Annotated in this window: 15 protein-coding genes; 5 read left to right on the top strand and 10 right to left on the bottom strand. The window is 73.4% G+C overall.

The genetic code is table 11. The annotated features are described in order from the left end of the window. Positions 1-39 precede the first annotated feature (39 nt). The gene (locus AC5L35_RS03580; protein WP_495058039.1) at positions 40-1,731 is read right to left on the bottom strand and encodes a PucR family transcriptional regulator; all 1,692 of its coding nucleotides are present in this window, start codon (positions 1,729-1,731) and stop codon (positions 40-42) included. Positions 1,732-1,826: 95 nt separating this feature from the next. Here AC5L35_RS03580 and AC5L35_RS03575 point away from each other — a divergent pair, with 95 nt between their 5' ends. Then, entirely contained in the window at positions 1,827-2,750 is a 924-nt protein-coding gene (locus AC5L35_RS03575) for a proline dehydrogenase family protein (RefSeq protein ID WP_495058038.1), read from the top strand. Positions 2,751-2,793: 43 nt separating this feature from the next. Here AC5L35_RS03575 and AC5L35_RS03570 read toward each other — a convergent pair whose 3' ends face one another. Then, positions 2,794-3,297, bottom strand: coding sequence for a winged helix-turn-helix transcriptional regulator (locus tag AC5L35_RS03570; RefSeq protein ID WP_495058037.1), 504 nt, complete (start codon positions 3,295-3,297; stop codon positions 2,794-2,796). 160 nt (positions 3,298-3,457) lie between these two features. Between AC5L35_RS03570 and AC5L35_RS03565 the strand changes: the two genes are divergently transcribed. Continuing rightward, complete coding sequence (locus AC5L35_RS03565) at positions 3,458-4,252, top strand: SDR family NAD(P)-dependent oxidoreductase (protein ID WP_495058036.1); 795 nt, start codon at positions 3,458-3,460, stop codon at positions 4,250-4,252. A 44-nt stretch (positions 4,253-4,296) separates the two neighbouring features. Here the strand turns inward: AC5L35_RS03565 and AC5L35_RS03560 are convergent, their stop codons facing one another. From AC5L35_RS03560 to AC5L35_RS03550, 3 genes are all read right to left on the bottom strand, one after another. Further along, positions 4,297-5,082: a helix-turn-helix domain-containing protein gene (locus AC5L35_RS03560; protein ID WP_495058035.1), complete on the bottom strand. Its 786-nt coding sequence runs from the start codon at positions 5,080-5,082 to the stop codon at positions 4,297-4,299. Further along, entirely contained in the window at positions 5,063-6,283 is a 1,221-nt protein-coding gene (locus tag AC5L35_RS03555) for an MFS transporter (protein WP_495058034.1), read from the bottom strand. The genes AC5L35_RS03560 and AC5L35_RS03555 overlap by 20 nt, the downstream gene beginning before the upstream one ends. A gap of 200 nt (positions 6,284-6,483) precedes the next feature. Continuing rightward, a complete protein-coding gene (locus AC5L35_RS03550; RefSeq protein WP_495058033.1) occupies positions 6,484-6,939 on the bottom strand; it encodes a nitroreductase family deazaflavin-dependent oxidoreductase in 456 nt (151 codons plus the stop codon). 50 nt (positions 6,940-6,989) lie between these two features. Between AC5L35_RS03550 and AC5L35_RS03545 the strand changes: the two genes are divergently transcribed. Beyond that, complete coding sequence (locus AC5L35_RS03545; protein ID WP_495058032.1) at positions 6,990-7,469, top strand: MarR family transcriptional regulator; 480 nt, start codon at positions 6,990-6,992, stop codon at positions 7,467-7,469. On the opposite strand, the gene AC5L35_RS03540 is transcribed toward AC5L35_RS03545, so the two are convergent. Both AC5L35_RS03540 and AC5L35_RS03535 read right to left on the bottom strand, forming a co-directional pair. Beyond that, entirely contained in the window at positions 7,454-7,912 is a 459-nt protein-coding gene (locus tag AC5L35_RS03540) for a TIGR03618 family F420-dependent PPOX class oxidoreductase (protein WP_495058031.1), read from the bottom strand. The two genes, AC5L35_RS03545 and AC5L35_RS03540, sit on opposite strands and share 16 nt — an antisense overlap. A gap of 30 nt (positions 7,913-7,942) precedes the next feature. Then, positions 7,943-8,356: a hypothetical protein gene (locus tag AC5L35_RS03535; RefSeq protein ID WP_495058030.1), complete on the bottom strand. Its 414-nt coding sequence runs from the start codon at positions 8,354-8,356 to the stop codon at positions 7,943-7,945. Between the two features lie 201 nt (positions 8,357-8,557). On the opposite strand from AC5L35_RS03535, the gene AC5L35_RS03530 reads away from it, so the two are divergent. Together AC5L35_RS03530 and AC5L35_RS03525 are read left to right on the top strand one after the other, a co-directional pair. After that, positions 8,558-9,454 (top strand): isocitrate lyase/PEP mutase family protein, encoded by an 897-nt coding sequence (locus AC5L35_RS03530; protein WP_495058029.1) that lies wholly within the window; start codon positions 8,558-8,560, stop codon positions 9,452-9,454. 146 nt (positions 9,455-9,600) lie between these two features. After that, positions 9,601-10,713 (top strand): D-alanine--D-alanine ligase family protein, encoded by a 1,113-nt coding sequence (locus tag AC5L35_RS03525; protein WP_495058028.1) that lies wholly within the window; start codon positions 9,601-9,603, stop codon positions 10,711-10,713. Between the two features lie 15 nt (positions 10,714-10,728). On the opposite strand, the gene AC5L35_RS03520 is transcribed toward AC5L35_RS03525, so the two are convergent. From AC5L35_RS03520 to AC5L35_RS03510, 3 genes are read right to left on the bottom strand one after another with little or no spacing between them, the layout of a single operon-like run. Further along, a complete protein-coding gene (locus AC5L35_RS03520) occupies positions 10,729-11,991 on the bottom strand; it encodes an Nramp family divalent metal transporter (protein ID WP_495058027.1) in 1,263 nt (420 codons plus the stop codon). Next, positions 11,988-12,662, bottom strand: coding sequence for a metal-dependent transcriptional regulator (locus AC5L35_RS03515; RefSeq protein ID WP_495058026.1), 675 nt, complete (start codon positions 12,660-12,662; stop codon positions 11,988-11,990). The genes AC5L35_RS03520 and AC5L35_RS03515 overlap by 4 nt, the downstream gene beginning before the upstream one ends. Before the next feature lie 34 nt (positions 12,663-12,696). Continuing rightward, complete coding sequence (locus AC5L35_RS03510; protein WP_495058025.1) at positions 12,697-13,269, bottom strand: DUF3515 domain-containing protein; 573 nt, start codon at positions 13,267-13,269, stop codon at positions 12,697-12,699. Positions 13,270-13,271: the final 2 nt, after the last annotated feature.

The raw sequence follows: 13,271 nt of genomic DNA, 5'->3' as shown, positions 1-13,271 counted from the left end.
GCCCAGAACCCTAGGAAGGTGCGCGCCCGCGCGGGTCGTTCAACCGGATGACGATGGCGCCCGGCTCTTGTCCGATCGGACAGGGCCGGCCCGCTCCACGACGTCGGAGCGGACGGCGGCGAGGAGGTGCAGGTGGTGCATCAACCGGGCCCGGGGGTCGCCCAGGCGCAGTGCGCCCACGGCGACCGCCCGCCGTATCCGGTACCGCAACGTGTTCGGGTGCACGGTGAGCCGCTGCGCCGCCAGCCGCACGTCCCCCATCGCGTCGAGCCACGCGAGCACGGATCCGACGAGGTCGGTGCCGTGGTCACGGTCGTAGCCGACCAGCAGCGTGACCGCCGGATCGCGCAGGTCCGGGCTCGCCTGCAGCAGATCGAGCGTCTGGTTGAGCAGCACCTCCGCCCGCAGGTCGGAGAACGCGGCCACCGTCGGGTCGTCGGGACCGTCCGGCATCGCGTCGAGCACCCGGTCGGCCTCCCCGCGCGACGTCGCCGCTCCGGCCAGACCGGCCACCGCCGACCCGATCCCGGCCTGCACGCGCACGCCGGTGCGCCGCAGCGTCATCGCCGCCACCTCGCTGCACATGGCGAGCAGGGCGGGCTCCGTGGCGTCCTGCGGGACATCGGGCAGCACGGCGTAGACGCGGGCGCCGTGCGAGGCGGTGAGCGCGGCTCGCCGGTAGGTGGCGGCGTGCACCGAGACCACGTCGGTGAGCTCGGCCAGGCTCAGCTCGTGGGTCGCCCGGTCGACGGCGCGGTCGACGGCGCCGTCACCGGTGGGAAGCGAGCCGCGATCGCGGACGGCGAAGGCCACCACCAGCGCGGGCCCCTGCTCGTCGAGACCGAACACGCCGGCGACCAGGCCCGGGTTGGTGCGCCCGTCGAGCAGCCCGGCGATCAGGTCCCGGCTCCAGCCCGCGCCGGGTGCCTCCCGGCTGCGCCGCCGGATCAGGTGCCCCGCCGCCACGCGCGCCGCCCCGAGCAGGACGTCGGCCGCCCGCTCGGCGAACGGCGACGCGCCCTCCTGCACCCAGATCGTGCCGAGCTGGCGCTGCCCCGCGTGGATACCGACGGCGAGCCTGCGGCGCACTCCCAGGTCGGCGTGCTCGTCGACGTGCACGACCTCCTCGCCCTTGCGCAACCGGTCGAACACCCCCCAGTCGCGCAGCATGCGCAGGTAGTCCGGCGGACCCTGCCAGCCCAGGATGGACAGCCTCCGCAGCTCGTCGACCTGCGCGGCGTCGCTGTCGGAGCGGGAGTAGGCGAGCACCCGGCTCGCCGTGTCCTCGATGCTGACGATGCCGTTGGTGAGCAGCGCGACCGTCTGCGCCAGCGAGAACAGGTCGCCCGGGCCGTCCTCGGCGTTGCCGCCGCCTCCGTCGAGCACGTCCCTGACCAGCGACTCGAGCCGTTCCCACCGGACGTCGTGGCGCACCACCAGCAGCGGGACACCCGCGGCGACCGCCGCGGCACGGAGTTCGTCGACGGCGTCGCCGGCCTTCACGGCCACGGCGGCGGCTCGGCCCCGGGCCAGGATCCGCACGATCGCCACCGCGTCGCGGCCCCGCGCCCCGATCACCAGGACGAGCTGCCCCGCGTACTGGTCGGGCCCGTCGTCCGGGTCGACGATCGTGAGACCCGTGACGGGCACGTCGAGCCCCGCGGGTGACTCCACCACGTCGACCAGGGGCTCGCCGACAGCGGCCAGTACCTGCCGGAGGGTGGTCTCCACGGGGCGCCTCATCGTCGGCTCGGACGAGCGGAGTGGCAGAACCTTAGCTGATCGGACAAGACGCAGGGACGGAATCGCCACTTACCGTCCTGCGCATGATTCGGAACGTCCTGCTCGCCGCAGCCCGGTCCCAGGCCGTCCGCGCCGCTGTGGAAGCCGGACCGTTCGATCCGCTGGTCAACCGCTTCGTGGCCGGCACCACCGTGGACGACGCCCTCACGGCGATCTGCGCGATCACCACCGACCGGCTCGTGACGGTGGACCACCTCGGGGAGGACACCACCGACCGCGCCCAGGCCGAGTCGACGGTGGCGGCCTACCGCACGCTGCTGCAGCGCCTTGCCGACGGCGGCCTCGCCGACCGGGTGGAGGTGTCGGTCAAGCTCTCCGCGCTGGGCCAGGCCCTGCCGGTGGACGCCGACAAGATCGCGCTCGAGTCGGCGCGGCAGATCTGTGAGGCGGCGGCCGCGGCCGGCACGACGGTCACGGTCGACATGGAGGACCACACCACCACCGACTCCACCCTGGGCATCGTGCGTGACCTGCGGGTCGACCACCAGTGGGTCGGCGCCGTGCTCCAGACCCAGCTGCGCCGGACCGAGGCCGACTGCCGTGACCTCGCCGGACCGGGCTCACGGGTGCGGCTCTGCAAGGGTGCCTACGACGAGCCCGCCGCGGTCGCGTTCACGAGCCGGTCCGAGGTGGACCGCTCGTACGTGCGATGCCTGAAGGTGCTGATGGCGGGGGAGGGCCTGCCGATGGTGGCCACCCACGATCCGCGTCTGGTCGACATCGCCCGCTTCCTGGCCGGACGCCACGGCCGCTCGGCGGCGGACTACGAGCTCCAGATGCTGTACGGGGTGCGTCCGCGGGCGCAGTCCGAGCTCGCGGCCGAGGGGCTGCGGGTGCGCGTGTACCTGCCCTACGGCACCGAGTGGTTCGGCTACTTCATGCGCAGGCTCGGCGAGCGTCCGGCCAACCTGGCCTTCTTCGCGCGGTCGCTGCTGACCCGCGGCTGAACACCTCGAGCAGGCGGTAGGCCCGCCGGCTGCGTCGTCGGCGCTACGCCGCGTCCTCGGGGTGCGTGTGGGGCGCTCGCGGACCGGCCAGGTTCCAGTTGGGCGCGACCATCTCGCGGGTGATGTGGCGCTCGTCGGCCGGCTCGCCGCACGTCTCGCAGACCGTCGTGATCACCAGTGGGTGGTCGCGGTGGGTATTGCGCATGGCGGGCTCGGTGACGACCCACTTGTCGCCCCATTCCATCAGCGCCAGCATGGCCGGCCCGAGCGCCCGGCCGGCCTCGGTCAGGTAGTAGCCCTGGTAGCGGGAGCCGTCGAGGCCCGGGCGCTGCTCGAGAATCCCCGCCTCGACGAGGGACTTCAGGCGTGCGGCGATGCGGTCGCGCGGGGCGCCGGTGTTGCGGGCGATCTGGTTGAACTGGTGGTTGCCGAAGAACACCTCGCGCATCGCCAGCAGGGCCCACCGGTCGCCGACCAGCTCCAGCGCCACGCCGAGCCCGCAGGGACGGCCGGGCAGGGAGTTCGGATCGATGTGCTCAGCGGCCATGCACCGAGTTTACATCGGGAGTGGTTTGTAAATCAAACCACGGCGTGCTAGCGTCCCGCAGTGCCAGTCTGGTTTGAAATTCAAACCTGATGTGGACCGCATCGGCCCCGCCGGACCGCCGAGCGGGCCAGGAATTCAGAAGCGAGATGGGACCGAGATCATGGCCACGAATGCAGTGAAGACCGCCGTCGTCACAGGAGCCTCCTCCCCGTTCGGCGCCGCCTACGCCCTCAGGCTCGCCGAGCGGGGATACGCGCCGGTCCTCGTCGGCCGCACCGAGGGACGGCTCAAGGACGTCGCCGCCACCATCGCGCAGCAGACCGGCGTGACCGCCGAGATCCTCGTCGCGGATCTGACCTCCACGCGCGACCTGGAACATATCGAGGGGCGGCTCCGTACGGACGAGTCGGTCGAGTTCCTCGTCAACGCGGCCGGCGCGGCCGTGTTCGCGCCGAGCCCGGGCTTCGACGCGGCCGCCACCGAACAGATGATCGGGCTCAACGTCGTCGCCGCGACCAGGCTGACCACCGCCGCGCTGGCCGGTCTCACCGGGCGCGGCCGCGGCACGATCGTGAACGTCGCCTCCGCGATGGCGTTCTGGCACCAGCCGGTCAGCTCCGTCTACAGCGCCACCAAGAGCTACGTGTTGACCTTCAGCCAGGCGCTCCAGCAGGAACTGGCCGGCAGCGGCGTCACGGTGCAGGTTGTGGTCCCCGGCGCGATGCGCACCGACTTCTGGGACGGCTCCGGGATCGACATCTCCGTGTTCGCCGACGAGTACCTGATGTCTCCGGAGGTGGCTGTGGATGCCGCACTCGCCGGACTCGACGCCGGCGAGGCCGTGACCATTCCCTCGCTGGCCGACATCGGCAGCTGGGAGGACTACGAGAAGGCTCGCGGCATCCTCGCGCCCACCCTGTCGCGAGACGTCCCCGCGGAGCGCTACCACCGCTGACGGCCCGGCCCGCGGTGCCGCGACGCAGCGGCATCCGGCCGCGCCTACGGCTCCTCGGGCACCGCGCTGCCCGCCGGCGGTGGCTCGGCGAGCTCCGCCACCCGCTCCATGAGCCGGCGCTGTGCGGGTGGCAGCGAGTCGCCCCAGTCCCGGAAGATCCGTTCGGAGTGCGGGACGTCGGGGACGCGGCAGCCCTCCGCGGTGGCGGCCATCTCGTCGCGGAGCACCGCGATGAACGCCGCGGCCACCTCGTCCACGGCGGGGTCCTCCGGATCGGCGTCGGCGAGCGCGTCGAACCGGTGGGTGAGCTCCTTGTGGCCGGGGTCCCCGGTCAGGTGCGCGTACAGCCGCTCGTAGCCGGCGATGATCGTCTCGGTCTGCTCGGGATGCAGCGCCAGGTCGAGCAGCAGCACCTCCTTCTCCTGCTCGAGTGCGCGCCGGGGGGTGCCGCGCGCGGCCGCGTCGGCGAAGATGCGCCCGAGCCGTTCCGGCAGGTCCGGGTGCGGGTTGGACGCGCGGATCGCGGCGAGCTGGGCGCGTCTCGCCGCGATCCGCTCGGCCTGGGCCGCCAACTCGGCGTCGAGAGCGTCGAGTGCGTCGTCCAGCCCGGAGTCCGGGCCGGTGAGCAGGGAGGCGATCCGCTCCAGCGGCAGGCCGAGCTCGCGCAGCCGCCGCACCCGCAGCAGGCACAGAAGCTCCGCAGCGCCGTAGCGGCGGTAGCCGGAGCGGTCGCGCTCGGGTTCGGGCAGGAGCCCGACGGCGTGGTAGTGCCGTACCGCCCGGACCGTCGTGCCCGCGACCCGCGCGACCTCACCGATCGTCAGCACCACGCACCTCCAGCGGCTCGAGCGACCGTAGCGCGGGCGCCAGCAGGGTGGCCACGACGAGAACGACCCATGCCGCGGCCAGCAGCACGCCGGTCGGCCGCAGGCCGATCGACTCCACCAGCACCCCCGCACCCAGCAGCGCCACGGGAGCCGCCGCGAGCGTGATCGCGTTCTGCAGGCCGAGGACCCGGCCGCGCACGGCGTCCGGGATCCGTTCGGTGATCAGCACCATCAGCAGGGCGGGCAACGGGCCCGAACCGAACCCGGCGAGCGCCGCGGCGCCCAGCAACAGCGGCGTCGGGGGCATCAGGGCCAGCCCGACGACGCCTGCGGCCAGCAGGATCTGGGCCGACACGAAGACCCGCCTGCGTGGCCATCGCGGGCCCACCGCCGCGTAGAGGCCGGCACCGGCGATGCCGCCGAGCGCCAGGCAGGGGATGACCAGGCCGAGCACGCCGGGAGCGTTCTGCGCCACGAGGTGCACCGGCAGCAGGAGTCCCTGCAACGGAGCGAGCACGGCGAGGCCGGCCACGGACACCACGGTGAACGTCATGAGCAGCCGGTCGCCCCGCAGCACGGCGACGCCCTCGGCGAGGTCGCCGAACACGCTGCGGCGACCCATGGCGTTCTGGGGGACTGCGCCCGCGCCCACCCGCGAGGGGAGGGTGGCGGTGGCGACGGCCGCCAGCGCCGAGAAGGCCGCGGTGCACCACAGCAGCGTCGTGGGCTCCAGCACGACGAGCAGCCCGCCTGCCGCCGCCGGACCGACGATCATCGCCGCGCCTGCAATGCCCTCACGGAGCCCCACCAGCCGCTCCAGCGGCATGCCCGCCGCGGCCGCCACATCGGGCCCGAGCGCCTCACGTGCCGTCATCCCCGGCACGTCCGCGAGCGCGCCCGCCACCGCGAGCACGATGAAGGCCCCGAGCGTCAGGCCCATCGCGGTGTCGACGAGGGGGATCGCCGCGACGGCGGCCGCGGAGGCCAGGTCGGACACGACCGCGATGCGGCGGCGTCCGAACCGGTCGATCACCAGCCCGCCCACGACGGCGGCGAGCAGCATCGGCACGGCAGCGGCGGCAGCGATCACCCCGGCCGCCGCCGCGTCTCCCGTGCGGACCAGGACGAGCCACGGCAGCGCCACCGCGGCGACGGCGTTGCCGAGCAGTGACAGCGCGGTGGCGGCGAGATAACTGATCACCATGGGCGCATGCTCGGGCCCTGACGCTGCGTCAGGGTCAACCCCGCACCCCCGCCCCCGCCCCCGCCCCCGCCCCGCCCCCGCCCCGCGAGTCGCCCGTTCCCCGCCCGCGAGTCGCCCGGAACCGGCCCGCGAGTCGCCCGCTTCCGCTCCGCGAGTCGCCCGGAATCCGCGCGCGAGTCGCCCGGTCCGGGCACGGCGGGTCAGGGGCGGGTGGGGACGTCGCGGACCTCGAAGACGGCCACGCGTTCGGCCGCCGCGGCGAACTGATCGGGATCGGCGCTCTCGACCAGCCCGATGCGGACGAAGAAGTCCACCCCGTGCGGCACCTCGGTGGGGAAGGCCCGCATGACCGCGCGGCGGAGGTCGGGGTCGGCCACCTCCGGCAGCGTGACGTCGCGGCGTCGCCTGCCGCGCACGAGCTCGCCGCGGCCGGCTGCCCGCGCGTTGCGTGCCCAGTCGGACTGCGGCAGCCCGGCCACGACGTACCGGTGCCCCTCCACGGTGAGTGGTGAGACGGGTGTGGTCCGGGGCTGTCCCGTGCGGCGGCCGGGGACGGTCAGGAGGTGGATGGTGCCGAGCGGCAGCCCGATCCGGTGCAACGTCCGCACGATGCGGTTGGCCACCGGGAGCCACGACGGTAGCTGCTGTGTCTGCACGAAAATCCCTTCGATCGTCGAAATAATGGTGCCAGGGTAAACTCCTTCGAGTGTCGAAGCAATCTGCTGTCGAGCGAGCTGCCCGTGCCGCTGAGCGGTTCGGCAGCGCGGCCGACGCGGTGGACGCGGCCGCGGCCGACCTCTTCAGCGTCAACCGCACCGACCTGCGCATCCTCGGCGCGGTGGTGGAACGCCCGCTCACCGCCGGGCAGGTGGCCGACGCCGTCGGCCTCAGCCCTGCCGCAGCCACCACGGCGATCCAGCGGCTCGTGGCCCGGGGCTACCTCACCCGGGATCCCGACCCGGACGATCGCAGGCGCGCCGTCGTGGAGCTGACGCCGTCGGCGCGGGAGCAGGCGATGCGGATCTACGAGCCCGTCGGTGACGCGGGCGTGCGTGAGCTGCAGCGCCGGACGGTGGCCGAGCTCGAGGTGATCGCCGAGTTCCTCGAGCGCGGCCGGGCGCTGCAGCTCGAGCAGGCTGAGCGGATCCGGGGGATGTCCCGGGAGCGGGGTCAGGCGTTGCCGTAGACGCGCTGGGGCTCGATCAACACGGCCACCCGGCGCTCCTCGAGCATCACGCGGTCGTAGGTGTCCCAGTCGTCATGGCTGCCGCCCGCGGCGGCGAACACGGCCCGCAGCAGCTGCCGCAGTCCCTCGGCGTCGATCCCGGCGGCCGGGTCGTCGGGCCCGATCAGCTCGCTGGTGCCGTCGACGCCCGCCCACTTCCAGCCGGCCCGCCACAACACGGACGTGGCCGGCCGCGCGCGCAGGTTGCGCAGCTTGACCGGGCCGTACGTGACGTAGCCGACGACGGGGCGCCCCGTGATCGGATGGTCGAGCACCCCCGCGTTGACCAGCGAGGAGTGTGGTCTGCCGTCGGCCCGCACGACGCTCACGCTCGCGAGCCCGCTCTCCTGGGGCACGATGCGGTGGACGGGGGCGAGGTCGGGTGCGGCGTCGGGTCCAGCCATGAGCCCCAGTCTGGCACCCGGCGCACTCCGTCACCTCAACCTGCGGACACCTCCGCTGGTGCTGAGGAACACGCCGCGCAGCGCCATCCCGGCCTGCTCGCAGGTGAGCGCCAGTGCGGCAGCCCACTCGCTGTCGGCCGGGAACACCGTGTCGGCGCCGACACGTTCGAGCGTGAGGATCACCGAGCCCGGGCCCAGATCGGTGTCCAGCTGGCCGCGCAGCCCGGCCAGGATCTGGGCGAGACCGGCGAGCGGACCGTCCTGCGGGCGCCGGGGCATGTCGGCGATGGGCACGACGACCGGCGCCTGCCGGCCGTCCCCGTCGACGAACATCAGCCAGAGCTGCCGGACGGCGGCGGCCGCTCCGACCAGGTCGGTGACGCGTTGCAGCACGTCGGCGTCGGTGAGCAGGAGTGGGGCGTCAGCGGCGTTCGGGATCGACATGCCCACGAGGGTGAGCGACCGGCCCCCTCCGGCGGGGCCGTTTCGTCGAACCTGTGGACAACTCCGGAGAGGGGCGACTCGCACACGAAAAACGGGCGACTCGCGCACTAAATACGGGCGACTCGCGGGCGGGGAACGGGCGACTCGCGCGCGGAGCAGCCGTCATTGTGGGCAGAGAACCAGTCGGCGAAGGGATCGGATGTGAGCACGTTGTTGCGGGGGCCGAGCGCGCCCCGAGCCCGGCTGCGCGAGCTGCTGGAGGACGGATCGGGTCCGGTGCTCGCGCCGGGCGCCTACGACGGACTGTCGGCGCGGCTCGTGGAGCAGGCCGGGTTCGACGTCGTCTACATGACCGGCTTCGGCACCACGGCCTCCCTCATCGGACGGCCCGACGTGGGGCTGCTCTCCGGTGCCGAGATGATCGACAACGCCCGGCGGATCGTCGCCGCGGTGGACGTCCCGGTGATCGCGGACGCGGACACCGGCTACGGCAACGCGATCAACGTGCTGCGCACGGTGCAGGCCTACGAGCAGGCCGGGGTGGCGGGCATCCACCTCGAGGACCAGGTGACGCCGAAGAAGTGTGGCCACATGAGCGGCAAGGCGGTGATCCCCGCCGAGGAGATGGCCGGGAAGATCCGGGCCGCCGTCGCCGCCCGTCGCGACCCCGATCTGGTGCTCATCGCCCGCACCGACGCCGCTGCTGTCGAGGGCCTGGACGCCGCGGTCACCCGGGCGCGGGCGTACGCCGAGGCGGGTGCCGACCTGCTGTTCGTCGAGGCTCCGACCAGCGAGGACGACATCGCGCGGGTGGCGAGCGAGCTCGCGGGCGTGGCTCCGCTGGTGTTCAACTGGGCCGAGGGTGGGCGGACCCCGCCGCTACCGCTGCAGCGGATCGGTGAGCTCGGGTTCGCGCTCGTGCTGTACCCGATCGGGACGCTGCTCGCCGCGACGGCGGGGATCCGATCCCTGCTGGCGACGCTCAAGGCGGACGGCACCCCGGCGGCGGCGCTGCCGGGGCTGCCGGCGTTCGGCGAGTTCACCGACCTCATCGGCCTGCCCGAGATCGGCGACCTCGAGCAGCGCTTCGGCGCCTGACGCGGGAGAAATCGGACACCGTCGTACTCGCCTCGCGTACCGGCGGCCCGCCGACCCGGGCCCCCCGAACGGGTGGGGAATGTGCCGCCCGGCTCGCGGGAGCCCCCGTCTGCCCGGTCGAGCCACTCCGCCTACTCTCGGGCGCCATGAGCCGGGACAAGGTGCGGGTGGCCGTGGTGTTCGGTGGCCGCAGCAGCGAGCACGCGATCTCCTGCATCTCCGCTGGGTCGGTGCTGTCCCACCTCGACCATGAGCGCTTCGAGGTCGTGCCGGTGGGCATCACCACCAGCGGGGCCTGGGTGCTCGGCACCGACGACCCGCGTGAGCTGGCGTTGTCCGGGCGCGCCCTGCCGTCGGTCGACGAGTCGCGCACGGCGCTCGCCCTGCCCGGCGACCCGACGCGCGGTGGGCTCGTGGTCCTCGACCCCGACCGGGCGGGGGAGGTCTTCTCCGGCATCGACGTGGTGTTCCCGGTGCTGCACGGGCCGTTCGGGGAGGACGGCACCATCCAGGGGCTGCTGGAGATGGCGGGCGTGCCCTACGTCGGGGCCGGGGTGCTCGCGAGCGCGGCCGCGATGGACAAGGAGTTCGCCAAGAAGCTGCTGGCCGCCGACGGCCTGCCCGTCGGCGATCTCGTGGTGCTCCGGCCGGGCACCCCCACGCTCACCCCCGAGCAGCGCGACCGGTTGGGGCTGCCGGTGTTCGTGAAGCCCGCGCGGGCGGGGTCGTCGGTGGGCATCACGCGGGTCACCGAGTGGGCGGCGCTCGACGACGCGATCGCGCTGGCGCGCGAACACGACCCGAAGGTGCTGGTGGAGGCGGCGGTGGTGGGCCGCGAGGTGGAGGTCGCCGTCCTGGAGTTCCCGGACGGGGCGGTGCGGGCGAGCGTGCCCGCCGAGATCCGCATCGTGGGCACGGGCGCCGACGGCAGCGCGCCGGAGTTCTACGACTTCGAGGCAAAGTACCTCGACGACGTCTGCGAGTTCGACATTCCCGCGAAGCTCGGCGACGCGGAGTCCGAACGGCTCCGCGAGATGGCGGTGGCCGCGTTCCGGGCGCTCGACGGCCAGGGCTTGGCGCGCGTCGACTTCTTCGTGGGTCCCAGCGGGGAGCTGACCGTCAACGAGGTCAACACGATGCCCGGCTTCACGTCGATCTCGATGTTCCCGCGCGCCTGGGCGGTGACGGGGATCGACTACCCGACGCTGCTCACCACGCTCGTGGAGACGGCCGTCGCCCGCGGCACCGGCCTGCGCTGAGATTCGCGGGGGCCCTCAGCCCCCGGCGACCGTCCGGTAGATCAGGAAGGCGTTGAGCCCGATGATCACCGCCGCGGCCAGTCCGGCCACCCAGGTGGTGATCCGCCGGTTGACCAGCTCGGCCATCACGTCCCGGCGGCGGGTGAGGAGAACCAGGGGTACCAGCGCGAACGGGATGCCGAACGACAGCACCACCTGGGAGAGCACGAGGGCCCTGGTGGGGTCCCAGCCGACGCCCAGCACGACGAGCGCCGGGGTGATGGTGAGGAGCCTGCGCAGCAGCAGCGGGATCCGGCGGCGGATGAACCCCTGCATCACCACCTGCCCCGCGTAGGTGCCCACTCCGGACGACGCGAAGCCCGACGCCAGCAGGGCCAGCGCGAACGCGAACGCCGCAGGCTGGTCGAGCACCCGGGCCAGGCCGGCGTGGACGCCCTCGAGCGTGTCGGTGGCGGGCACGTCGGAGCCGAAGAACAGCGCGGCGGAGATCAGCAGCATGGACGCGTTGATCAGCCCGGCCAGTCCCATCCCGATGAGGACGTCGAACTGCTGGTAGCGCAGCAGGAACCGGCGGTCGCTCACGGACGTGGCGGGGATGCGGGTGTTCGTGAGCGCGGAGTGGAGGTAGATGACGTGGGGCATCACGGTGGCGCCGAGGATGCCGGTGGCCAGCAGGAGGCTGTCGGTGCCCTCGAAGCGGGGGACGAGCCCGGCGACGGCGTCGCTCGTGTCGATGCCGATGCGCAGCACGGTGCTGAGGAACCCGAGCAGGATCACGCCGAACAACCCGGCGATGGCCAGCTCGAACGGGCGGTAGCCGCGGCCCTGCAGGGCCAGTAGCGCGAACGCGACGATCCCGGTGATCACCCCGCCGGTGAGCAGCGGGATGCCGAACAGCAGGTGCAGCGCGATCGCCCCGCCGATCACCTCGGCGAGGTCGGTGGCGATGGCCACGAGCTCGGCCTGCACCCACATCACGCGCGTGACGGGGCGGGGGAACCGCTCCCGGCACATCTCCGGCAGGTTGCGCCCGGTGGCCAGCCCGAGCTTGGCCGACAGCGTCTGGATGAGCATCGCCAGCAGGTTGGCGCCGACGATCACCCACAGCAGCAGGTAGCCGAACTCGGCACCGGCGGAGAAGTTGGTGGCGAAGTTGCCGGGGTCGACGTAGGCGATCGCCGCGACGATGGCCGGCCCGAAGAACGCGAGCCTGCCCCGTAGCCCGCCGCGAGCCCTGAGCTCGTCGACGGTGGGCGTGGCGCCCTTCGTGGTGGTCACGAGGCGTCCTCGCCGACGACGTGGCCGTGCACGAGGTGCGTGAGCGGCTCGCCGAGGGGGTGGCGCTGGTCGCCGATCCGCACCCAGCGCGGGCCGCCGAAGGGGGTCTGCTCCTCGACCGTCATCACGACGCCGGGGAGCACCCCGAGGTCGCCGAGGTAGCGCAGCGCCGCGCTGTCGCGGTCGGAGACGCGCTCCACGCGGAACCGGCGGCCGGGCGGCACGGCGGCGAGCGCCTCGCCCCAGTCCTCCTCGTGCGGCCCGTCGCGCGGCGGGATGGGGTCGCCGTGCGGGTCGTGGGTGGGGTGGCCGAGCGCGGCGTCGATGCGCTCCTCGAGCCGCTCGGACAGAGCGTGCTCGAGCAGTTCGGCCTCGGCGTGCACCTCGTCCCACGGAACGTCGAGCATGCGGGCGAGGAAGGTCTCCAGCAGGCGGTGGCGGCGCACCACGCGCAGTGCGGCGCGTTCCCCGGTGGGGGTGAGCTGCAGGAACCGGTGGTCCGGTCGGGTGAGGAGCTCGCCGTCCTCCAGGCGTTTGACCATGGCGGAGACCGACGGGGAGGACACGCCCAGCTCGTGGGCCAGCAGGCTGGCGGTGACCGGCTCCGCGCGGTGGGCGAGGTTGAAGATCGTCTTCAGGTAGTCCTCGGTGGCGCGCGACATAGTCACCATGACGACTGATGTTAGACGCGACTAACAGCTCCGGCTAGCGCACTTTCACCGGTACCGCCGGCAGGGCTCCCCGGACCACGTCGGACACCTGCTGCAGCGGTCCGCTGCCGGAGTCGACCGGCTCGGTGACCACCACGTACACCGGCCGGTCCACGGTGACGTAGCTGACCACCTGCGGATTGGGCGCATCGTCGGAGAGTTGGAGCCACTGCACCCCGTTGATCTCCAGGAGAGCCGACGTGGGGGTCAGCTCGACGGGACGCGGAAGCCCGCAGCGGAGCACGACCGGCTGAGGGGCGGCCACCCAGGCCCGCACCCCCGGCGGCACGGGCTCGGCCAGCGGACGCGTCGGCAGGGCGTCACCCGGGTCGCCCAGCTCGGCGGGGAGCGCGGCGAGCACCTTGCCGCAGTCCGGGCCGGTGGCGTCCGGGGCGTCCACGGGGACGACGGCCAGCGGACCGGTGGCCGGCGCGGGCGGCGCGGGCTCGCCCAGCCCGCGGGCCCGCGCTGTGATGGATATCGCGGCCACCACCACGGCGAGCAGCAACGGCAACGCGATCGCGATGACGACCGGGGTGGAGGGCCGGGAGCGAACTGACGGAGGCATGG

The sequence above is a fragment of the Pseudonocardia sp. OZ21 genome (assembly GCF_059359135.1).
This window is presented reverse-complemented; position numbering and strand designations above follow the sequence as displayed.